Origin of the sequence: Sediminivirga luteola (assembly GCF_014639315.1) — a bacterium.
Lineage (GTDB): Bacteria > Actinomycetota > Actinomycetes > Actinomycetales > Brevibacteriaceae > Sediminivirga > Sediminivirga luteola.
Window position 1 is genome coordinate 47,154 of record NZ_BMFY01000017.1, and the last position, 20,266, is coordinate 67,419.

General features: G+C 70.7%; 21 protein-coding genes. 6 read left to right on the forward strand and 15 right to left on the reverse strand.

Features of this window, described 5'->3' with window-relative positions; genetic code table 11:
• Positions 1-278: 278 nt before the first annotated feature.
• From IEW13_RS15315 to rpmB, 6 genes are all read right to left on the reverse strand, one after another.
• A complete protein-coding gene (locus tag IEW13_RS15315; protein WP_229745228.1) occupies positions 279-2,318 on the reverse strand; it encodes a bifunctional copper resistance protein CopD/cytochrome c oxidase assembly protein in 2,040 nt (679 codons plus the stop codon).
• Entirely contained in the window at positions 2,315-3,181 is an 867-nt protein-coding gene (locus IEW13_RS15320) for a nitrilase-related carbon-nitrogen hydrolase (protein WP_188551809.1), read from the reverse strand. The genes IEW13_RS15315 and IEW13_RS15320 overlap by 4 nt, the downstream gene beginning before the upstream one ends.
• A gap of 258 nt (positions 3,182-3,439) precedes the next feature.
• Positions 3,440-3,727 (reverse strand): HU family DNA-binding protein, encoded by a 288-nt coding sequence (locus IEW13_RS15325; protein ID WP_188551810.1) that lies wholly within the window; start codon positions 3,725-3,727, stop codon positions 3,440-3,442.
• A gap of 75 nt (positions 3,728-3,802) precedes the next feature.
• Positions 3,803-4,108, reverse strand: a complete 306-nt coding sequence (gene rpsN / locus IEW13_RS15330) for a 30S ribosomal protein S14 (RefSeq protein WP_188551811.1) — start codon at positions 4,106-4,108, stop codon at positions 3,803-3,805.
• Positions 4,109-4,115: 7 nt separating this feature from the next.
• A complete protein-coding gene (gene rpmG / locus IEW13_RS15335; protein ID WP_188551812.1) occupies positions 4,116-4,283 on the reverse strand; it encodes a 50S ribosomal protein L33 in 168 nt (55 codons plus the stop codon).
• Positions 4,283-4,519 carry a 50S ribosomal protein L28 gene (gene rpmB / locus IEW13_RS15340; RefSeq protein ID WP_188551813.1) on the reverse strand — a complete coding sequence of 79 codons (237 nt, stop codon included), beginning with the start codon at positions 4,517-4,519 and terminating at the stop codon, positions 4,283-4,285. Before rpmB ends, rpmG begins: the two co-directional genes overlap by 1 nt.
• A 1,245-nt stretch (positions 4,520-5,764) precedes the next feature.
• On the opposite strand from rpmB, the gene IEW13_RS15345 reads away from it, so the two are divergent.
• Positions 5,765-6,493, forward strand: coding sequence for a hypothetical protein (locus IEW13_RS15345; RefSeq protein WP_188551814.1), 729 nt, complete (start codon positions 5,765-5,767; stop codon positions 6,491-6,493).
• A 348-nt stretch (positions 6,494-6,841) separates the two neighbouring features.
• On the opposite strand, the gene IEW13_RS15350 is transcribed toward IEW13_RS15345, so the two are convergent.
• From IEW13_RS15350 to IEW13_RS15375, 6 genes are all read right to left on the reverse strand, one after another.
• On the reverse strand, positions 6,842-8,323 hold the full coding sequence (locus IEW13_RS15350) for a dihydrolipoamide acetyltransferase family protein (RefSeq protein ID WP_188551815.1): 1,482 nt from the start codon (positions 8,321-8,323) through the stop codon (positions 6,842-6,844).
• An 18-nt stretch (positions 8,324-8,341) separates the two neighbouring features.
• Positions 8,342-9,316, reverse strand: a complete 975-nt coding sequence (locus IEW13_RS15355) for an alpha-ketoacid dehydrogenase subunit beta (protein WP_188551816.1) — start codon at positions 9,314-9,316, stop codon at positions 8,342-8,344.
• The gene (pdhA, locus tag IEW13_RS15360; RefSeq protein ID WP_188551839.1) at positions 9,316-10,410 is read right to left on the reverse strand and encodes a pyruvate dehydrogenase (acetyl-transferring) E1 component subunit alpha; all 1,095 of its coding nucleotides are present in this window, start codon (positions 10,408-10,410) and stop codon (positions 9,316-9,318) included. Before pdhA ends, IEW13_RS15355 begins: the two co-directional genes overlap by 1 nt.
• Positions 10,411-10,805: 395 nt before the next feature.
• Positions 10,806-12,374 (reverse strand): alpha/beta hydrolase family protein, encoded by a 1,569-nt coding sequence (locus IEW13_RS15365; protein ID WP_188551817.1) that lies wholly within the window; start codon positions 12,372-12,374, stop codon positions 10,806-10,808.
• Positions 12,371-13,108 (reverse strand): hypothetical protein, encoded by a 738-nt coding sequence (locus tag IEW13_RS15370; protein ID WP_188551818.1) that lies wholly within the window; start codon positions 13,106-13,108, stop codon positions 12,371-12,373. Before IEW13_RS15370 ends, IEW13_RS15365 begins: the two co-directional genes overlap by 4 nt.
• Positions 13,108-13,596, reverse strand: a complete 489-nt coding sequence (locus IEW13_RS15375; protein WP_188551819.1) for a hypothetical protein — start codon at positions 13,594-13,596, stop codon at positions 13,108-13,110. Before IEW13_RS15375 ends, IEW13_RS15370 begins: the two co-directional genes overlap by 1 nt.
• Positions 13,597-13,750: 154 nt before the next feature.
• Here IEW13_RS15375 and purB point away from each other — a divergent pair, with 154 nt between their 5' ends.
• Positions 13,751-15,175 (forward strand): adenylosuccinate lyase, encoded by a 1,425-nt coding sequence (gene purB, locus IEW13_RS15380; protein ID WP_188551820.1) that lies wholly within the window; start codon positions 13,751-13,753, stop codon positions 15,173-15,175.
• A 7-nt stretch (positions 15,176-15,182) separates the two neighbouring features.
• Here the strand turns inward: purB and IEW13_RS15385 are convergent, their stop codons facing one another.
• Together IEW13_RS15385 and IEW13_RS15390 are read right to left on the reverse strand one after the other, a co-directional pair.
• Positions 15,183-15,878, reverse strand: a complete 696-nt coding sequence (locus IEW13_RS15385; RefSeq protein WP_188551821.1) for a response regulator — start codon at positions 15,876-15,878, stop codon at positions 15,183-15,185.
• On the reverse strand, positions 15,875-17,713 hold the full coding sequence (locus tag IEW13_RS15390) for a sensor histidine kinase (protein WP_188551822.1): 1,839 nt from the start codon (positions 17,711-17,713) through the stop codon (positions 15,875-15,877). Before IEW13_RS15390 ends, IEW13_RS15385 begins: the two co-directional genes overlap by 4 nt.
• 137 nt (positions 17,714-17,850) lie before the next feature.
• Here IEW13_RS15390 and IEW13_RS15395 point away from each other — a divergent pair, with 137 nt between their 5' ends.
• A complete protein-coding gene (locus tag IEW13_RS15395; RefSeq protein ID WP_188551823.1) occupies positions 17,851-18,156 on the forward strand; it encodes a metal-sensitive transcriptional regulator in 306 nt (101 codons plus the stop codon).
• Between the two features lie 11 nt (positions 18,157-18,167).
• Entirely contained in the window at positions 18,168-18,380 is a 213-nt protein-coding gene (locus IEW13_RS15400) for a heavy-metal-associated domain-containing protein (RefSeq protein WP_188551824.1), read from the forward strand.
• A gap of 46 nt (positions 18,381-18,426) precedes the next feature.
• Here the strand turns inward: IEW13_RS15400 and IEW13_RS15405 are convergent, their stop codons facing one another.
• Complete coding sequence (locus tag IEW13_RS15405) at positions 18,427-18,714, reverse strand: hypothetical protein (RefSeq protein ID WP_188551825.1); 288 nt, start codon at positions 18,712-18,714, stop codon at positions 18,427-18,429.
• A 78-nt stretch (positions 18,715-18,792) separates the two neighbouring features.
• Here IEW13_RS15405 and IEW13_RS15410 point away from each other — a divergent pair, with 78 nt between their 5' ends.
• Entirely contained in the window at positions 18,793-19,404 is a 612-nt protein-coding gene (locus IEW13_RS15410) for a hypothetical protein (protein ID WP_188551826.1), read from the forward strand.
• Between the two features lie 13 nt (positions 19,405-19,417).
• On the forward strand, positions 19,418-20,263 hold the full coding sequence (locus tag IEW13_RS15415; RefSeq protein WP_188551827.1) for a response regulator transcription factor: 846 nt from the start codon (positions 19,418-19,420) through the stop codon (positions 20,261-20,263).
• The last annotated feature ends 3 nt before the right edge of the window (positions 20,264-20,266 follow it).

Consider the following 20,266-nt stretch of genomic DNA (forward strand, 5'->3'; position numbering starts at 1 on the left):
CCGTCGGGCATCGTCAGCGCGGTGGCACGCGGCCCCCGGCGGCAGGCGCCGATGTGAAGGCCCGTCGGGCATGACCAGCGCGGCGACACCCGGGCCCCGGACCGGCGGACGCCGACGTGAAGGCCCGTCGGGCGTCGGCGCGAAGACCTCGTCGGGCCGTCATCAGCGTGGTGGCACGATGTCCCGGCGGGCGGGTGCCGTCAGGCCCGCCGCACGAGGGACCCGGACGGGCGCGGGCGTCGTCGGCGCGGCGGCGTAAGGTCCCCGGCGGACGTTCGTCAGCGCCGCGGGTCCTGCGGGCGCTTGGAGAGCGAGGCGAGCATCTCGTTGTAGGCGCGCAGCTCGGCATCGGAGGTCTTGTCCTCCTGCCGGTCGGAGCGGACCGCCTCGCGGCGCGAGCTCTTGGTCCATTGCACGGCCACGCCGATCGCCAGCAGCAGGGTGGGCAGCTCGCCGATGCCCCAGGCGATCTCCCCGCCGGTCTGCTGGTCCTCGATGGCCGAGACCCAGCCGTGCCCGATGTTGCCGAACCAGTTGGGCTCGATGAGGCTGGTGGAGGACATGATGGAGATGCCGAAGAACGCGTGGAACGCCATCGTGATGAGCAGCACCAGGAGCCGGATGGGGTACGGGTAGCGCTTTACCCCGGGATCGGTGCCGATGAGGCTCTGGGCGAAGAGGTACCCGGCCACGAGGAAGTGGGCGACCATGATCTCGTGCCCCAGATGGGTGTCCAGGGAGTACCACATGATCCCGGAGTAGTAGAACACCACGAGCGATCCGGCGAAGTTCACCGCCGCGACGATGGGGTTGGAGAGCACCCCGGCGAAGCGGGAGTGCACCACGCCGAGGATCCACTCGCGCGGCCCGCGGGAACCGTCCCGGCGGGGCGCGACGGCGCGCATCAGCAGGGTGATGGGCGCGCCGATCACCATCGGCAGCGGCACTGCCATGACCAGCAGCATGTGCTGGACCATGTGCCCGCTGAACAGGACCGTGCCATAGACGGCCGGCGCCCCGGAGGTCACGTAGATCAGGCCCGCCATGCCGAGCAGCCAGCAGATCAGCCGCAGCACCGGCCAGGAGTCCCCGCGGCGGCGCAGCGCGAGGAAGCCGCGGATGTAGGCGTAGGAGGCCAGCAGGGCCACTGCGATCCAGAACACGTCCGGGTGCCACTGGGTCCACACCGCCTCGACGCTGGGCGGAGGCGGCAGGTCCTCACCGGTGAGCAGGCGGGCGGCGGTGGCGACCTCCGGCGGTTCCTGCGGCACCGGCGGGGCAGTCCGGGACAGGGCGACCGCCAGTCCGGAGACGGCACCGAAGATGAGCGCCTCGACTCCGAGCAGTCGCCAGAACAGGGGCAGCGCACCGGCGCCGGACTCGACCCGGCCGATGATCCGGCTGCGATGCACCCAGCCGATGGCGCCCAGCACCACGGTGAGGACGAGCTTCGCCAGCAGCAGCTGCCCGTAGGGCGTCAGCAGGTCCTCGGGGCCGGCCATGCGAACGCTGCCGTTGATCATGCCGGAGGAGGCGATCAGCACGAAGCCGAACAGTGCGAGGGCGGAGATCCGGCGCAGCAGGGCCCCGGCATCGGCGCGCCCGGCGATCCGGGGCGCCAGGAAGCCGAACGGGATCAGCACGCCGAGCCAGGCGACGGCGCCGACCAGGTGCAGCCCGATGCTGTTGACCGCCAGGGAGTGGTTGTCCGAACCGGCCGCGTGGCCGGTGAGCGCCTGGGGCACGAGCGCGACGGCCGCGAGCAGGAGCGTCAGGCCCACACCGGTGTAAGAGCGCACGGCGATGCAGAGCATGGCGGCCACCGCGGCGATGCAGGTGATCACGAGCCAGGCCCGACCGGTGTCCAGGCCAGTGAGGAAGAACCCGAAATCGGCGGAGAGGCCGCCGGCCTGGAACGCCTGGGCGCCGGCGATGTCGATGTACATCAGCAGCGTGGTGCCGGCGGCCGCGACGGTCCATACCACGGCGGCGGAGGCGGCGTACTGCATCGCCGCCTCCCACAGCGGCTCGGGTGTGCCGGCGCCGTGCTGCTTCTGCTCGCGGGACCGGCGCAGCGAGCCCGTGCGCGGCAGCACGAATGCGGCCAGGGCCAGGGCGCCGATGCAGGTGGCGATGCTGAGGTTGTAGAGCACCTTCACGATCGGCAGGCCGTAGCGCACCCACGGGCCGGGGTCACCGAGGGTGTAGGCGTCGAGGGCCCCGGAGTAGGTGCCGGCCAGGAGGACCACGCAGAACGCGGCGACGAGCAGGCCCGGCAGGATCAGGATCCCGAGCCGGCGGGCGGTCACGGCGGTCACGAGGCGGGCGAGCCCAGCCGGCGGTCGTCCAGTGCCGGGAAGCTCCGGCGTCGCTCCGCGATCGCGTCGAGGTCGATCTCCGCCTGCAGGATGGTCTCGTCGGGGCCGGCTTCGGCCAGGACGGTGCCGTCGGCGGCCAGCGTGACGGAGTGCCCGCCCATCTGCGTCTTGGCATGATATCCGGCGGTGTTCACGGCGATCAGCGCGACGAAGTCCTCAATGGCGCGGGCCCGGGCCAGCAGGCTCCAGTGATCCACCCGGGCGGCGGGCCACGCGGCCGGGACCACTACGACCTCGGCGCCGTCGTCCAGCAGGGCGCGGAACAGTTCGGGGAAACGCAGGTCGTAGCAGGTGGCCAGGCCCAGGGTGACCGGCCGGCCGCCGACGACGATCTGGGCGGTGACGACGTCATCGCCGGCGGCGAGCACCTTGGGCTCGCCCACGCCGAAGCCGAAGCGGTGGATCTTCCGGTAGGTGGCGATCACCTCACCGGCGGGGTCCAGCAGCACGGAGGTGTTCCAGAGCCCGCGCAACTCGTCGGGGAGCTCGGGCAGCGCGGTGATGTCCCCGCCGGCCTCGGCCAGCCGGGTGGCAGCTTCCGGGGAGGCCTCGATGATGGACCCGGCGTGCACATAGGCGCCGATGTCCCGGGCGGCCTCGGCGATGGCGGCCACGACCGGGCCGTCGACGGCCTGGGCACGGTGTCCCCACTCGCGGTAGCTGAATCCTCCGGGCGCCCACAGCTCGGGCAGGACGACCAGATCCGCGCCGTGCTGGGACCGGACCAGCTGCGCCGCACGTGCAACGCGATCCTCCATCGGCTCGTCGTCACTGTAGGCCAGCTGAATCGAGGAAACTCGCATGGTTCCAGGGTACGCGCCCACCCTGGGAGGCAGCCAACGGCCCAGCCGCCGCCCCAGGAGCCCCTGAGTCCGGGGGTGTGCGCTAATTCCGGGTGAGTTCACGCGGAATTAGCGCACACCCCCGGAACTATGCGCCGGGTGTCGGCCCGGAAGCCGGGCGGGCACCACGAAGGCCCGCCCCCGGGAGATGGGGGGCGGGCCTTCGTGTTGCTTCTCAAGCGGCCCTACGCCACGCGTGTGGCCAAGGACGACCTAGGCTCAGTTGGGCGAGCCGGCAGCGGCCTTCAGCTTGGAACCGGCGGAGATCTTCACCGAGTAGCCGGCCTTGATCTCGATCTCCTCACCGGTCTGCGGGTTGCGGCCCTTACGGGCGGCACGCTCGGTGCGCTCCACGGACAGCCAGCCGGGGACCGTCAGCTTCTCGCCATTGGCAACGGCAGAGGAGAACACCTCGAAGACGCCGTCGAGCACATCGGAGACCTGCTTCTGAGTCAGGCCGGACTTCTCTGCGACCTCGGCGACGAGCTCGCTGCGGTTCTTAGCCATAGGTTGTCCTCCTTAGGACCGAGTCGATTGCGTACTGGTGGTACGAACGTAACCAGTACCGTACCAGCTCGTAACTTACCAGCTGGACTTGGTGATGCCCGGCAGTTCGCCCTTGTGCGCCATCTCACGGAAGCGGACGCGGGAGAGTCCGAACTTGCGCAGGTGGCCACGCGGACGGCCGTCCACCTGGTCGCGGTTGCGCAGCCGGACCGGCGAGGCATCGCGAGGAAGCTTCTGCAGGCCGAGGCGTGCCTCTTCCCGCTGCTCGTCGGTGCTGTTGGGGTCGATCAGCTGCTTCTTCAGCTGAGCGCGCTTCTCCGCGTAGCGCTCGACGACGATCTGGCGCTGCTCGTTACGGGCGATCTTGGACTTCTTGGCCACGCTGAGATCAGCGCTCCTCTCGGAAATCGACGTGCTTGCGGACGACGGGATCGTACTTCTTGAGCACGATGCGGTCGGGGTTGTTACGGCGGTTCTTCCGGGTCACGTAGGTGAAACCGGTGCCGGCCGTGGACTTGAGCTTGATGATCGGGCGGACGTCCTGTGCCTTGGCCATCAGAGCTTCACTCCCTTCGCGATGAGTTCACTCACCACGGCGTCGATCCCGCGGGCGTCGATGACCTTGATGCCCTTGGCGCTCACGTTCAGCGTGACGGTGCGGCGCAGAGAAGGCACGTAATAGCGCTTCTTCTGGATGTTCGGGTCGAACCGGCGCTTGGTGCGGCGGTTCGAGTGCGACACGTTGTGCCCGAAGCCGGGGACGGCTCCGGTCACCTGGCAGGTGGCTGCCATGACTCTCCTCCAGTTCACAGTTCTCGGCCGGCGCGCCCACGCGCAGCGGTGCTGCCGGCCGGTAGACATCTGTACCTTTGTCACCGGGCTCAAACCCCTCGGCTCTCACATTTCGAATGAGCCGAGCAGATTCATGCGGTGCACTGTCTTCATCAATCGCCCGGTGGCGGGCTATGTTCGCGTCACCCGTGGGTTGAGCGGGCGAACACGGATGTCTCACTGGCGCTGAAGCACCTCGCGTGAGTGTCGAAGAGCCTCGAGTGCAGCGCACAATGAGTGCGTGCCCACGTTCACGGCGCCAGATGACGCAATGGACGCAGACGACAGCTCTCAATTCTATGGACTTCCACGCCCCGGCCGCAACTTGAGCCGCTCATGCCCTTCACCCGGGCGCCCCGTCCGCCCCCCCCGCGGCCCGGGTAGCGCCATGCGGGTGCCGCAGTACGGCCGCGCCCGGGACATGGCTTTCACAACCACTGGGGCGCGTGCACGATGGGCCGGGCCCCGGTACGGCGGCGGCTTCCGGGGAGCGGCGTACAGCGTGCGTTCCACCGATCCCGCGGTGCTCTACGCCACCCTGTTGGCGCGCCGGCGACGGCGGGGTGGTGCAGTACTGCGCGGTCGGCCGTGGCGGCGGTATGGCACAGGGACCGTGGCCCAGCGCGTCCAGCAGCGGTATGGCACAGGCGCATGGGTCCGATCCAGGGCGCCGGGGCGAGAAGAAAGATGGGCAGCTGCGACGATCTGGCAGACGGGTACAGGTCCGGGGCCGTCCGGACAGGTCAGCGGCGCGCGGAACCGGAGCGAACAAGGGCCGCATCCGGCCGTGCTGTGGTTCCTGGCGGTTCGGCCCGCCGCACGGCCGCGGGGCACGTACACTTTCATCCGAAGACGCATCCGAACAGGAGGAGCCCGATGTCGAACCCCCCGCACGGCGGGGCCTCCGACCAGGGGACACCCGCCGGTTCCAGGAAACCCGGGAAATCCGGGCAGCCCGGCACGCCTCCGCGTCCGCGCATCCGGCCGGGAACCAGCGAGGCCTGGCTGGAACCCGGTGCCGCTCAGGCCCCGCCGCGTCCCCCGTGGCAGCCAGCTTATGGACCGGCGCGCCCTGATGGGCAGCCGGCATGGGCCGACCGGCTCGGAGGGTTCGGGAACGCTGGAGGGACGGATGCGCAGCCGGGGCCAGGTACGCCCGCCCCGGGACCACAGACGGGCGCGCAAGCTCCGGGCACACAGCCGGGGGTGCAGACCGGCGGCGTGCCGGTGCCGCCGCATTCGCAGCCGGAATACTCGAACTATTACGAGTACATCGAGCATCACACCGGTCAGCAGCCGGTAGTCAAAGCCTCCGAAGCGGAAGAGAAGAAGAAGCGTCCGGCAGCGGGCCCGATGTTGTTCCTGGTGGCCGGCGCGCTGCTGATCGTGGCACTCATGGTCGGCGGAGTGGTGCTGCTGGAACAGCGCAACCGCACCGCTCCGGAACCCATGACCCTGCCGGACCCGACCACCGCGGCCACCGACGGCGTGGCACCGGATCCGCAGAGCGCCCCGGAGGCGGCTCCGCCGGGCTCGGTGCCGGACACGGAAGCAGAGGCGCTGGCGGAGCTGGAGCGCATCCGCGAGGAGACTCTGGACTCGTCGTTCGACCGGCTCAACGACTCCTGGGTGACCCAGCTGAGCGCCAAGCAGGTCGGCCTGCGCGCCGAGGGCAAGACCTGGACCAACCGGGACATCCTGGAGTCCTACCAGCAGTATCAGGCGCAGTATCCGGAAGCGTTGCTGCTGTGGAGCGGGGACTGGAGCACCTTCCAGATGTCCGATTTCTGGGTGGTCGTACTGGACCAGCCGTACCGGGAAGCCGATGACGCGCTCGAGTTCTGCGCGCAGGAGGAGCTCTCCCGGGACGACTGCTTCGCCCGTAAGCTCTCCGATACCGACGACCCCGAGGGCTCCACGAAGCTCCAGCCCTGAGCGCCGCCCGCTAAGACACCGGCGCCGGGTCCCCGGAGCCGGGCGTCTGGGGCTGGGTCTCCGCGGCTGGGCGCACGAGTACCCGCGGCTGTTCCTGATTCCCACCGTCGATAAGCGGTGGCCGTCCTGCTTCAGGGGCCGCAGGCGGATACGGCCTTAGATCGTCAGCGCGCCCGTATATCGTCACCCTCCAGACCCGGGCGACGACGACCTAAGGGCACAGCGACGACCTACGGACGCACTGCGAGCGGACCCGGTGAGTCCCGGGCGGTGCGCACATTCCTGGTGAGCTCAGGTGGAATGTGCGCACCGCCCGGGAGATAGCGGCGCGAGAGACCGGAACAGGCGTCAGAGCATGACGGCCGGGTTCTCCATGGCGGCGCCGACATCGGCGAGGAACTTCGAGATGGTCTCGCCATCGACCACGCGGTGATCCGCGGAGACCGCCAGCTGGCATACCTCTCGGGGGACGATCTGATCGTCCACCACCCAGGGCTTCTTCCTGATCTGGCCGAATGCCAGGATCGCCGCCTCCCCCGGGTTGAGGATGGGCGTGCCGGAATCCACGCCGAACACCCCGACATTGGTGATCGTGATGGTGCCGCCCTGCTGCGCCGACGGCGGGGTCTTGCCCTCACGCGCCTGCCCGATGAGCTGGCCCAGTTCGCGGGCGAGGCCGGCCAGATCGAGCCGGTCCGCATCCTTGATGTTGGGCACCAGCAGTCCGCGGGGCGTGGCGGCGGCGATGCCGAGGTTCACGTAGTGCTTGATCGTGATCGCGTCATCGGCGTAGGTGGCGTTGATCATGGGATTGCGCCGGACCGCCCAGCACACGGCCCGCGCGGCGATCAGCAACGGGGAGACCCGCACGTCCTCGCCCAGCAGGCCGGTGGCCTTCAGGTGGCGCACCAGATCCATGGTGCCGGTGACATCCACTTCGAGGAACTCGGTGACGTGCGGGGCGGTGAAAGCAGAGGTGACCATCGCCTGCGCGGTGGCCTTGCGCACGCCCTTGACCGGGACCCGTTCCTCACGGCGTTCCGGCTGCCCCGTCCCCGCGGTCGCGGAACTCGCCGCGACGGGCCCGGATCCAGCGACAGCGCCTGCCTGACCTCCGCCGCCGGCACCGTCCAGATAGGCCAGCAGATCCTCCCGGGTGACCTCGCCGCGGCTGCCGGTGGCCGGCACCCGGGCGAGGTCCACGCCGTGGTCCTTGGCCAGTTTGCGCACCGGCGGCTTGGCCAGCGGACGTCCCGGGGACGCGAGAACCGGACCGGATTCCGCCGCAGGCGACCCGGCGGGAGTGGCCGGCGGAGCGGACGCCGGTGCCGCACCGCTCGTGGCCGCCGGAGTCGCGGTGGTCGTGTCCGCCGGCACGCCCGTCGTCTGCCCGGCAGGGGCGGACGATCCCGCGGCCGGCGCGCGGCGGGCTCGCCTGCGGGAGCCGGAGCCGCCGCGGTCTCCGTAGCCGACGAGGGTCGCCCCGCCGGCATCATCGGGTTCCTCCGCAGTTCCACCGGCCGGGGCGGCCGCATCGGCGCCGGCTTGCCCGCCGGCCCCGGATGCAGCTGCGGGGGCGTCATCGGCGCCGCCTGTCCCGCCGAAGCGCACGATGGGCGTGCCCACCTCGACGGTCTGGCCTTCCTGCACCAGCAGCGCGCCGATCGTACCGGCCTGCGGGCTGGGCAGCTCGACCAGGGACTTGGCGGTCTCGATCTCGACCAGCACCTGGTTCACCGTGACGGTGTCCCCGGTCTGGACCTTCCAGGACACGATCTCCGCCTCGGTGAGGCCTTCGCCCACGTCAGGGAGCGTGAAAACGTCGGTCATGCTCATCACCTTTCGTGGTCAGTGGGCGAGTGCCCGGTCGATGCCGTCCATGATCCGGTCCAGATCGGGGAGGTAGGCCTCCTCCATCCGGGACGGCGGGTACGGCGTGTGGTAGCCGCCCACCCGGATCACCGGCGCCTCCAGCGAGTAGAAGCAGCGTTCGGTGACACGCGCGGCGATCTCGGCCCCGAGCCCCAGGAAGGTGGGTGCCTCATGAGCGACGACGAGGCGGCCGGTCTTCTCCACCGATGCCGCGAGGGTGTCGACGTCGAGCGGCGAGATGCTGCGCACGTCGATCAGTTCGACGCTCGTGCCCTCCTCGGCGGCCGCCTTGACCACCTCCAGGCCGGTGCTCACCAGGGCGCCGTACGTCACCAGGGTCACATCGCTGCCCTCTTGCAGGACCGTGGCCCGGTAGGTGTCCTTGCCGCTGCGCTCGGTGTCGACCTCGCCCTTGAGCCAGTAGCGGCGCTTGGGCTCGAAGAAGACGACCGGATCGTCGTCGGCGATGGCCTCCTGGATCATCCAGTAGGCGTCGTGGGGCGTGGCCGGGCTGATCACCCGCAGACCCGCGTGATGGGCGAACATCGCCTCCGGAGACTCCGAGTGGTGCTCGGGGGACCCGATGCCTCCGCCGAAGGGGATCCGGATGACCATCGGGATCTTCTCGTGCCCCAGCGTGCGGTAGTGCAGCTTGGCGACCTGGGTGACGATCTGGTTGTACGCCGGGTACACGAAGGCGTCGAACTGGATCTCGCACACCGGCCGGAAGCCGCGTGCCGAGAGCCCCACGCCGGTGCCGATGATGCCGGCCTCGGAGAGCGGGGTGTCGAGCACCCGCTGCTCGCCGAAGTCCTTCTGCAGTCCCTCGGTGATGCGGAAGACGCCGCCGAGCTTGCCGATGTCCTCGCCCATGAGGAGCACCTTGGGATCGGACTCCATCGCCTTGCGAAGGCCGGCGTTGAGGGCCTTCGCCATGGTCAGCTGCGCCATCACCGGGCCTCGGCTTCCGCGAAGGAGGCCTCGTACTGCGCGTGCCAGGCGGATTCCTCGCTCACCAGGGCGTGCTCGTGCGAGTAGACGTGGGAGAACATCTCCTGCGGATCGGGATCGGGCATCTCCACGCAGGCCTTGCGCAGCCCGGCGGCGAGCTCATCGGCCTCGGCGTCGACGCCGTCGAAGAACTCCTGGTCCGCCATCTCGGACTCCAGGAGGTACCGGCGCAGACGCCGGATCGGGTCCTTGGCGCGCCAGTTCTCGGTCTCGGCGTCGCTGCGGTACTTGGTGGGATCGTCCGCCGTGGTGTGGGCGCCCATCCGGTAGGTGTAGGCCTCCAGCAGCAGCGGTCCGTTGCCGGCGCGGATGCTGTCCAGGCCGGCACGGGCCACGGCGTAGGTGGCGATGACGTCGTTGCCGTCCACCCGGACGCCCGGGACTCCGAAGCCCACGCCGCGGGTGTGCAGCGGCGCTTTGGTCTGCACGGTGGTGGGTTCCGAGATGGCCCACTGGTTGTTCTGCAGGAAGAACAGCACCGGCGCGTTGTAGGTGCCGGCGAAGGTGAGGGCCTCGCTGACCTCCCCCTGGGAGGTGGCGCCGTCGCCGAAGCAGGCGATGGTGGCGGTGTCGCGGTCCTGGTCGCCGGTGGCGATATCGCCGTCCAGCTGCACGCCCATCGCGTAGCCCACGGCGTGCAGGGTCTGCGCGCCGATGACGATGGCATAGGGGTGCAGATTGTGCGCCTGGGGGTCCCAGCCGGAGTGGGAGACGCCGCGGAAGATCCCCAGCAGGGTCTCCGGAGGCACCCCGCGGGTGAGCGCCAGGCCGTGCTCGCGGTAGGACGGGAAGATGAAGTCCTGCGGCCGGGTGGCCCGGCCGAGGCCGATCTGCGCGGCCTCCTGCCCCAGCAGGGGGACCCAGAGGCCGAGCTGGCCCTGCCGCTGCAGTGCCGTGCCCTCGGCGTCGACCCGCCGGCTGAGGGTCATGTCCCGGTACATCAGGCGAAGCATCTCGTCATCGAGATCCTCCGCGAAACGTTCGTACTCGCCGCCCGGGACGCGCTTGCCCTCAGGCGTGAGCATCTGGATCATCGGCTGGTCTACGTGCGGCAGGTCGTCGACATTGACGCCGCCGCCCACATGCGTGGGAGAGGCCATCGGTATTCTCCTGTTTCCTCGGCGGGCGGGAGCGGTAGCCCCTCGCGCCGCGTGGACGTGTGCCCGGCCGGGGAGTCAACGGGTGTGCGACTGTCCGGCCTCACTGTGAGGTGATTCACAGTGTTGTCGTCACTCTACCGCGACACCCGCGCGGTTCTCATCCCTGGTCGCCCTCCTCACGCTAGGAGTCCTGGCCGGGAGGCTGTGGGCCGCGCACAAGGCCCCGGCGGGTTCCCCATAGGCATCCACGAATGCTCGGCAGTCCAAGTTTCTCCTGGTCAGCTGCTGGTTATTAGGGCGTCCGAGCAAAGTCCCGGGATGCGCGGTCCTCACCCGCCGACGGTCGGCCGGGCGCGGGCCGCCTGGCGGAACCTGCCTCCGTCCTCGTGCTCCCGGGAACCGCCCTGTTCCTGCCCGTTCTCGTGCTGAGGCGGGTATCTGCGCCGGCCGTAGAACTCCCGGGCCCGGCCGCCGCGGCCGGAGAAGAACTGACGGTGCCGGCGCAGGAACTCCCCGACGGACGCGCCGGCGGCGGTACCCTCGCCGAGGTCCTCCAGCGCGCGGATGCTCTCCTCATAGGCCGAGGACCGATGCGCTTCACCGCCGGTGCGCGGCGGCGCGCCGGCCGGGGCCTCGACCGTCACCGTGGTCCAGTGCGCCCGGCCCGGGTTCTGGCCGCCGTCCAGGAACGGCACCGGATCGTCTGCGTGCTGTATGGAGAGCACCTCGACCTCCGGGGGCACCTCGATCGTCGCCACCGGCGAGCCGGCCGTGACGACCGCGGTGACGTTGAAACGGACCAGGAACTCCTCGTCCTCCAGCAGGCCCAGCGCGGTCCGGCCGCCCTGGGAGTGGCCGGTCATCAGGACCTCCTCGCCCGGCGCGATACCGGCGCGTTCCATCGCCTCGCGCACCAGGCGCATGGCCTGCGTCTCGTGTCCGGCCACGGCCTCGGCGTTGGAGGTCAGATCGGTCGGCGCGTCGTGCCGGCCGGGGTCCCATTCGGTGGTGCCGGGCACGTGCACGATCCAGCTCCGGGTACCGTCCGGGTGCAGGATTTCCTCGACCCTGACCTCGCCGTTCTCCTGTCGTGGATTGGGAGCACCGGTGCCCTCACGGCTCTTGTTCTGCTGCGCGGTACGTCGGAACAGCTCGGTCAGGCCGGCCGGCGGGTCCACTGGATCGGTGTGGGACGCGGGCACCTCGTGCACCTCCAGTCCGCTCTTCTCCATCAATCCGCGCGCCCTGGCCAGAAGCAGCAGCAGCTCTGCCAGCTCAGCGCCGTCCCGCGGACGCTCCACCGCGAACGGCGTGCCGGGTATGCCTGGGCCGAGTATGGTCAGGCCGCGGACGACGCCGGGCACGAAGTGCTCCAGGATCTCCCCCGCCGTGGCCCAGCCTCCGGCCGCCCGTCCGGCCGCGCGGCCCGCGGGCGTCCCCGGCCGCCAGGGCCAGGCGGCGGCAGCGCCCACTGCGGTCCAGGCGGCGGCGACGGGGCTGAACGCCCGGGCGGGAGCACCCAAGACCAGGCCCGCCCCGGTCACCAGACCCAGAAGATGAAGGATGCGTCCCGGCGCGTCCTGGACGGCGCTGTCTGCGCGCTCGTAGGCTCCGGCCGCCATATCCAACGCCTGCGCGAGTGCCGCGGTGGAGGCAGCGCAGGCCTGCCCGCGCAGTTCGAATCCGGCGATCCGGCCCGTCACGGACACGAGCGTGTGCGGTGCGAGGACGCTCCCGGGGACGGCAGCCAGCGCCAGGTCCTCGCCGATGGCGGCGGTGGCGATCGTGCGGGTACGGCCGGCGATGTCCTCGCAGTGCGCAGCGGTGGCGCGCATATCCGCCGTGCGGGCCTCGATGGCGTAGGCGCCGCCGGTGACGCGGCCGCCGGGCGCCGTCATGGCTGTGCCCCGGCGCGGATGATCAGTGCCAGCTCGGCGGCGATGGCCCGCTGCACCGGGCCGGGAGGCTCACCTGCCCGGTTGTGGTGGCACCAGATCCGCGTGCGATGCGTCGCCGGGGCCCGGGCCCCGGCACCGTACCGGGTCATCCCGATCACGACGGCCTCCTCGGCGAACGCATCGATCAGCCGGCTCAGCTGTCCTGCCGCCGCCGTGAGCGGCAGCGCCGAGACGAGGACACTGCCGCCCGGCCGCGCCTCGCTCCAGCCACGGATGAGCATCGCGGCGACGGCACCGGCGACGGCCAGGTGCACCAGCATATGGCGGCGGTCGCCGGCCGGCGCGTGGGCCGGCGGAAACGCCTCCGCGCCTTCCGCGTACGAAGGAGAGCCGTGCGAGCGGCGACGGACGGGACCGGTGGCGGCGGCGATGAGCGGTTCGAGTCCCGACAGTCCCGCCGCGCAGTGCAGGCGCAGCGCTGCCGGCGCGGCGGCGATGGCGGCCAGAATCGCCAGCGCCTCCGGACCGGCCCCCTGGTCGCCGGGCGGATCCGCGCGGCCGAACCGCTGGGCGGCATCGGCATCGAGGTCGAATCCGGGAGGAAGAGCGGCGCCGCAGCGCCGGACGGCACGGATGTACGCGCCCAGGCTCAGCCGGTGCACGCCCGGCGACGGAGCGTCCGGCCACGGCGGCTCTCCGCGCCCGGACATCATCCCGTCTGCGTGCCCGGACATCATCCCGCTCCCGGAAACGGGGGCGTGGGAAGGCCCGGGGGCAGGACGCCGGTGCGCAGGAGCTCACCCATCAGTTCCAGCCCCTCCCCGCCGGCCTCGATTGTCTCACCGAGAAGATCGATCAGGCGGGCGGCTCCTTCTCGTCCCTGCTCGAGCGCCTGGGCGGCGGCGTGCGCGATCCCCTGGGCGGCGGCACGCACCTCCTCGGCATGCCGGTCCACCGCGAGTGCCACCTCGTCGGCCTCGGCCGCCAGGTCCTCCAGTTCACCCGTACGCGCCGCCAGTCTCCGCTGGAACCCCTCCGCCGCCTCTGATCGCCATTCGAGCGCGGCGGCGTCGGCGCGCAGTTCCGCCGCGTGGTCCCGGAGCGCCGCCGCCCGGGCCCGCCAGGTCGCGACGAACTCCTCGAAGGCGGCAAGGGAATCCCGGCCGAGGTGCTGGACGAGCCAGTCGGGCGACCCGGCGGGTGACGGTAGCGGCAGCGACATGCGGTTTCTCCTTTCCCCTCTTGCCGCAAGCCTGGCGGCCGGGACGCCGGAGATCCGAGCCGGGCGGCCATGGTGTGGACGAGTCACGGCGAGCGCGCGCGCCAGTGACGCGGGGCGGCGCTGGCCTGTGACGGCTCATGAGAAAATGACCACCATGACTGAGTTCCCCCCGCGCACCGCCCTGGCCGACCTCCAGCCCGCCCTCGCCCTCGGCCCTCTGGACGGCCGCTACCGCAAGGACGTGGCCCCGCTCGTGGATCATCTCTCCGAGGCCGCGCTCAACCGGGAGCGGATGCACGTGGAAGTGGAATGGCTGATCTTCCTCAGCGAGAACGAGGTCGTGCCCGGTGCCCGGCGCCTGCTGGAGGACGAGAAGGCGCAGCTGCGCGAGCTGGTCTCCGGCTTCGACGAGGAGACCATCGCCCAGCTCGCCGAGTTCGAGGCCGTCACGGTGCACGACGTCAAAGCGGTCGAGTACGCCGTGAAGGCCGGCCTGGGACGCATCGGCGGGGACGACGTGTCCGAGCTGGTGCACTTCGCCTGCACCTCGGAGGACATCAACAACACGTCCTACGCGCTGATGGTCAAGGGCGCCGTGGAACAGGTCTGGCTGCCGGCCGCGCGGCGCCTGGTGGAGCAGCTGCGCGATCTCGCCGCCGAGCACCGGGACCAGCCGATGCTCTCCCACACCCACGGCCAGCCGGCCACCCCCACCACGCTGGGCAAGGAGATCGGCGTCTTCGCCCACCGGCTGGGCCGGCAGCTGCGCCGGATCGAGCGGACCGAGTACCTGGGCAAGATCAACGGCGCCACCGGCACCTTCTCCGCGCATGCGACGGCGGTCCCCGGCGCCGACTGGCCCGCGCTGGCGAAGGCTTTCGTGGAGCACCTGGGCCTGACCTACAACCCGCTCACCACGCAGATCGAATCGCATGACTGGCAGGCGGAGCTCTACGCGGACATCGCCCGGTTCAACCGCATCCTGCACAACCTCGCCACCGATGTGTGGACCTACATCTCGATGAACTACTTCATCCAGATCCCCGTCGAAGGCGCCACGGGGTCCTCGACGATGCCGCACAAGATCAATCCGATCCGGTTCGAGAACGCCGAGGCGAACCTGGAGATCTCCAGCGCGCTGTTCGACACGCTCGCCTCCACCCTTGTGACCTCGCGGCTGCAGCGAGACCTGACCGACTCCTCCTCGCAGCGGAACATCGGCCCCGCGTTCGGTCACTCGCTGCTGGCGATCTCCAACGTCAGCCGGGGCCTGTCCCGCCTGGCGGTCAACGCTGAGGCGCTCGACGCCGATCTGGAGGGCAACTGGGAGGTGCTCGGCGAGGCGGTCCAGTCGGTGATGCGCGCCGCGGGCGCAGCCGGCGTCCCCGGTATGGACAACCCCTACGAGAAGCTCAAAGAACTCACCCGCGGCAAGCGGGTGGACGCGGAGGGCCTGCGCGAGTTCGTGCGCGGGCTGGGCCTCCCGGCCGAGGCCGAGGCGCGACTGCTGGAACTCACGCCGCAGTCGTACACGGGACTGGCCTCCCGCGTGGTCGGCGAGACGCTCGGCCTGGACTGATACCCGCTCAGGCCAGGCGGTACTCCAGAACGGGCCGGCCCGCGCTGCCGTAGCGCGGCACCCGCTCGAGCCGGCCCAGGTCCGCGAGCCCTTCCAGATAGCGGCGCGCCGTGACCCGGGAGACCCCCAGCTCCTCGGCGAGCTCCGCGGCCGAGGCGGCCTCCATCCGTTCCAGGGTGTCCAGCACGCCGTCCACCGTGGTGCGCGACATGCCCTTCGGCAGTTCCTCCTCGTGGCTGGAGCGGAGGGCGGCCAGCGCCTGGTCCACCTCCGACTGGGTCACCCGCCCGCCGCCGCCCATGGACTCGCGGTAGGCCAGATAGGCCTGCAGCTTGGAGCGGAAGGCGGGGAACGCGAATGGCTTGATGAGGTACTGCACCACGCCCAGCGACAGTGCCTGCTGCACCACTTTCAGATCACTGGCCGCCGTGACCGGCATGATGTCCACCTCCACGCGCCGATGTCGGATGGCGCGGATGATCTCCAGCCCGTGCCCGTCCGGCAGGTTCATGTCGAGCAGCACCAGCTGGATGTCCCCGGCCCGGACGGCGGGCAGTTCGCCGGCGAGAGCGGCGAGCGCCTGCCGGGCGGTACGCGCCACTCCGCAGACCTCGAACTGAGGCAGCCGGGAGAGGTACTCGGCATGGGCCCGGGCCGCGACTTCTTCGTCCTCGACCACCAGAACGCCGATGCGATCCGTCATGAGCTCCTCTCGTCTTCCTGTCCTGCGTGCGCGTGCGCCGGGCGGGCGGCCTCCTGGCCGGGCCTCCGGTTCCCGCCGGGTGCCGGCGGCGTGCCCGGTATCCACACGGTGAATGCCGCTCCGGCCAGATCGCCGGGCTCCTCGCCGGCGCCGCGCACGTCGATGGCGCCGCCGAGCCGGCGCACGGCCTGCACCACGAGGGCCAGGCCCACGCCCCGGCCGAGCGGCCGGCGTTCGCCCTCTGCCGGGTCTTCCCCAGCGCCTTCTCCGGCCGCCTCCGTCACCCGGTCCCAGCTGGCGGGCCCGGCATCGGCGTGCTTGGTGGACCACCCGCGGGTGAAGATGTCGTCCAGCAGGTCTTCGGGAATGCCGGGGCCATCATCGGCGACCTCCAGCGTCCAGCCGCGGACCGAGCTTCCGGAGATGCTGACCCGCACCAGCTTGCGCTCGGCGGGCAGGTCGATGGCGCCGACGGCCTCCAAGGCGTTGTCGATCAGGTTACCGAGCACCGTCACCAGATCCCGGTCATCGCCCTCCGGCTGCTCCGCCAGCCCCTCCGTGCGGACCTCCAGCCTGCTGCCGCGCTCATGCGCCTGCGCCATCTTGGTCAGCAGCAGCGCCGAGAGGACCGGGTGGTCGAAACCGCCCAGGCCGGCCCGGCTGGGACGGGCGACGTCCTCGAGTTCACCGGATGCGAACTCCAGCGCCTCGGCGGTCCGGCCGGTCTCGATCAGGGAGACGATCATATGCAGCCGGTTGGCGTATTCATGCGCCTGAGAGCGCAGTGACTCGGAGAATCCGCGCACGCTCACCAGCTCGCCGGTCAGCCGTTGCAGCTCGGTGTGGTCGCGCATGGTCACGACCCAGGTGCCTGCGCCCGAGGACCCGGGGTTGCCGCCGTCGCCGAGCCCGGCGGTGGACTGCTGATTGACGACGAGGACATGGCTGTCGGTGTAGTGGATCTCGTCCCGGGCCGGGCGCCCCGACCGCAGCAGCGCGTCCAGGGACTCAGGCAGACGGGCCTCCTCGAAGGACAGCGGCCGGCTGGGATCGTCCGCCGGCAGTCCCAGCAGCGCGCAGGCCTCGGCGTTGCGCAGCACGATGCCTTCTTTGCGGTCCACCAGCAGCAGGCCCTCGGAGACCGCATGGAGCACGGAATGGTGGTGATCGAGCACCCGGCCGAGTTCCACCGCACCGTAGTTGCCGGTGACCCGGCGCAGGCCCTTGGCCGTGATCGCGGTGGCGATGCCGCCGAGCACCAGGGCCACGGCACCGACGCCGAGCAGCCACAGCACGCGCGGCTCCAGGTTCCCGCGCACGGCGCTCTCGGTCTGGCTGACCACCGCGACGCCGAGCACCTCCTGGCCGTCCTCACCGAAGATCGGGCTGGCGGCGTACAGCAGCCCCTCGTCGTAGTTGCTCACCGTCTCGCCGCCGAAGGCCCGGGAGACCTGCGGCAGCCGCTCGGGCCGGAGCTCATCCTCGTCCTGCTGGTCCGCGCGCCCGATGGCGGCGGAGGCGTCCGCGGAGAGGATCGCCACCCGGTCGAATCCGGAAGACCGGCGGAACTGCTCGGCAGTGGAGGCGAGGAGGTCATCGGCGGCGCCGGCTGCCATCGCCTCGCGCAGAGGATCGGAAGTGGCCAGGGCCAGGGCGCTGGAGCGGACGCGCTCGGTCTCCTGCATCATCTGGGCGCGGGAGACATCGGCGTAGATGAGGGTGGTGAACAGCACGATGATGCCCACCAGCATCGCCAGGTTGGCAAGCAGCAGCCGGGTGGCCACGCTCAGGCGCACGGCCGTGGCCGAGTCGCTGCGCCGTCTGCTGCCGATCATGGGGCCCATTGTGCCGGATGCCCGCGAGCGCGGCCCTCAGCGAACCGCTTCCTGTAACGGCCTTGGCACAGCGGCCGACGGCTCCGCGTGGGCCTCGCGCCCTTGAAGCATACGGGGTAGGGGTATATCATCGGCGCATGAGCATCTCAGCCGCACCAGGTTATGCCGACAACCCGGACTCCAAGGCCAAGCACCTCGCCCGGCTGAAACGGATCGAGGGGCAGATCCGCGGCATCGGCCGCATGGTGGAAGAGGAGAAGTACTGCATCGACGTGCTCACCCAGATCTCCGCCGCCACCGCCGCGCTGCACTCGCTGAGCGTCAGCCTGCTGACCGAGCACATGAACGAGTGCGTGGTCTCGGCGGCCCGCGAGTCCGAGGAAGCCGGCCAGGAGAAGGTGGCCGAAGCCTCGGCGGCCATCGCACGTCTGATCAAGAGCTGAAGGAGGCCGATATGGAGACCGACATCCTGGTGGAGGGCATGACCTGCCAGCACTGCGTGCGCGCCGTGACCGAGGAGATCTCCGGCCTTCCGGGGGTGCAGAACGTGCGCGTCGACCTGGTTCCAGGCGGGGCCTCCCCGGTGCGGATCGACTCTGCCGCGCCGCTGGACTCCGCTGCGCTGCTGGCCGCCGTCGACGAGGCCGGCTACACCATCAAGGGCTGAGGCCGGGGCCTGCTTCCGCCCGAGGCTGCTTCACGTACCCGGGGGACTACTTCAGGACGGGGAAGTCCGGCGGCTGATCCCCGCCGGGCTTGCGCCGGTCGAACCATACCAGGAGCGCCGTCACGCCCGTCACGCCGACGAAGGCGCCGGCGGTCATCAGGCCGGAGGCGATGACGGCGTCGATGCTCTGCCAGGCGCGCAGGAAGATGATCGTCAGGATGAGGACCGCGAGCGCGGCGACGGCGCCGAACGCGAAGGCGTGCTTGTACGTGACATCCCCGCCGGCAGGCCGCGGCGAGGCACCGGAATCCCGGCCATCAGGTGTGGTGGACATCGAGGACCATGCTATCGCGCGCGCACCTCCCGGCCCGAATCCGGGTGCGCCGGCCACCGATGCGCCACACTAGGAGACATGCCCGCCGCACGCCCTCTCCGCACCCGGAGCCGTCCACGTCCGGCCGCTCTGCCGGCCGTGCTGCTCACCGTGCTGCTCATCGTCACCGGTTGCGCGCCGGACACCGGCGTCCGGGTCTCCGGCAGCCAGGACATCCCGCAGGGGGCGACCATCGAGGCCGATCCTGCCGGCGGGGCCCCGGACGAGCCCTTCTCCGCCGAGGACATCCGCTGGCTCATCGTCGACGCCGATCTGTCCTCGCTGGGTGCCCAGGGCGCCGGCGCCGAGGAAGTACTCTTGTACTGCGAGGAGTGCCTGGAGTTCGGCGATCCGGTCGTCATCGACGGGGAGAAGATGCAGCTGGTCACCGTGACGAGCCCGCAGGTCGGGCTGGCCTTCGCAGGGTTCGCGGTCGCCGAGGACGACGGCGAGCCGGTCATCACCCTCAAAGTGGCCGGCGCGGGGCTGCACCTGCACCCAGGCAGCGGCCGCACCGTGGTGGCGGAGGAGAGCGTCTACGACGAGGGCGACGCCGTATGCTGCCCCTCCGGCTGGTCGGTCAGGGTGTTCCGCTACCAGAACGGCCGTTTCGAGGCCGGCCAGCGCATCACGAGCATGGACGAGACGTAAGGGAGGCAGCGGGATGCACATCGTCCTGGTGGAAGACGACGAGGTGATCCGGGAGACCACCCAGATCGGCCTGGAACGCCTGGGATACACCGTCTCCAGCTTCGCCGACGGCCGGGAGGGCTACGAGTTCGTCGCCGGGCACGGCGCCGATGTCGTGCTGCTGGACCTGATGCTGCCGACCATGAACGGGGCCTCCGTGTGCCGCGCCATCCGCGAGCACTCCACCGTGCCGATCATCGTGATCTCCGCCCGCTCGGACAACCTCGACATCGTCCAGGCGCTCGATGCCGGCGCCGACGACTATCTGACCAAGCCCTTCGACATGCAGGTGCTCAGCGCCAGGATCCGCGCGGTGGTGCGCCGGTTCATCACCTCCGGGACCGGGCAGCTGGGGTTCACCCCGGAGGCGGAGCCGCAGGAAACCCCCGCCGTGCAGGGGGCGCAGGCCATCATCGCCGATGGTGACGACTACCCGGCGCTGCTGGGGGCCGGCGGCGTGCAGGCGCCCTCCGTGCCGCCCAAGCCGCAGATGCCACCCCCGGGCCAGGCTGCGGCGCCGCAGCTGAACCGGTACCAGACGCGGCTGGGACCGCTGACCCTGGATACCAGCAGGCTCACCGTCGAAGTGCACGGCGAGGAGGTCCATCTGACGCCCACCGAGCTGCGCGTGCTCCTGCTGCTGACCGAGGAGGTCGGCAAAGTGTACTCGCGGGACAAGATCGCCTACACCGTGTGGGGTTACGACTGGGCCGGGGACAACCGCGTCGTCGATGTGCACATCCAGCGGCTGCGGAAGAAGATCGGCGCGGAGATGATCGAGACCGTCCGCGGCTTCGGCTACCGGTTCGCGGCGTCCTGAGGC

Excerpts from the sequence above, each read along its gene's own strand:
- IEW13_RS15320 (WP_188551809.1), bottom strand. The coding sequence starts at position 3,181 with ATGCGAGTTTCCTCGATTCAGCTGGCCTACAGTGACGACGAGCCGATG.
- IEW13_RS15325 (WP_188551810.1), bottom strand. The coding sequence starts at position 3,727 with ATGGCTAAGAACCGCAGCGAGCTCGTCGCCGAGGTCGCAGAGAAGTCC.
- rpmG (WP_188551812.1), bottom strand. The coding sequence starts at position 4,283 with ATGGCCAAGGCACAGGACGTCCGCCCGATCATCAAGCTCAAGTCCACG.
- rpmB (WP_188551813.1), bottom strand. The coding sequence starts at position 4,519 with ATGGCAGCCACCTGCCAGGTGACCGGAGCCGTCCCCGGCTTCGGGCAC.
- IEW13_RS15350 (WP_188551815.1), bottom strand. The coding sequence starts at position 8,323 with ATGACCGACGTTTTCACGCTCCCTGACGTGGGCGAAGGCCTCACCGAG.
- IEW13_RS15355 (WP_188551816.1), bottom strand. The coding sequence starts at position 9,316 with ATGGCGCAGCTGACCATGGCGAAGGCCCTCAACGCCGGCCTTCGCAAG.
- pdhA (WP_188551839.1), bottom strand. The coding sequence starts at position 10,410 with ATGATCCAGATGCTCACGCCTGAGGGCAAGCGCGTCCCGGGCGGCGAG.
- IEW13_RS15365 (WP_188551817.1), bottom strand. The coding sequence starts at position 12,374 with ATGACGGCGCCCGGCGGCCGCGTCACCGGCGGCGCCTACGCCATCGAG.
- IEW13_RS15370 (WP_188551818.1), bottom strand. The coding sequence starts at position 13,108 with ATGTCCGGGCACGCAGACGGGATGATGTCCGGGCGCGGAGAGCCGCCG.
- IEW13_RS15375 (WP_188551819.1), bottom strand. The coding sequence starts at position 13,596 with ATGTCGCTGCCGCTACCGTCACCCGCCGGGTCGCCCGACTGGCTCGTC.
- purB (WP_188551820.1), top strand. The coding sequence starts at position 13,751 with ATGACTGAGTTCCCCCCGCGCACCGCCCTGGCCGACCTCCAGCCCGCC.
- IEW13_RS15385 (WP_188551821.1), bottom strand. The coding sequence starts at position 15,878 with ATGACGGATCGCATCGGCGTTCTGGTGGTCGAGGACGAAGAAGTCGCG.
- IEW13_RS15390 (WP_188551822.1), bottom strand. The coding sequence starts at position 17,713 with ATGATCGGCAGCAGACGGCGCAGCGACTCGGCCACGGCCGTGCGCCTG.
- IEW13_RS15395 (WP_188551823.1), top strand. The coding sequence starts at position 17,851 with ATGAGCATCTCAGCCGCACCAGGTTATGCCGACAACCCGGACTCCAAG.
- IEW13_RS15400 (WP_188551824.1), top strand. The coding sequence starts at position 18,168 with ATGGAGACCGACATCCTGGTGGAGGGCATGACCTGCCAGCACTGCGTG.
- IEW13_RS15405 (WP_188551825.1), bottom strand. The coding sequence starts at position 18,714 with ATGTCCACCACACCTGATGGCCGGGATTCCGGTGCCTCGCCGCGGCCT.
- IEW13_RS15410 (WP_188551826.1), top strand. The coding sequence starts at position 18,793 with ATGCCCGCCGCACGCCCTCTCCGCACCCGGAGCCGTCCACGTCCGGCC.
- IEW13_RS15415 (WP_188551827.1), top strand. The coding sequence starts at position 19,418 with ATGCACATCGTCCTGGTGGAAGACGACGAGGTGATCCGGGAGACCACC.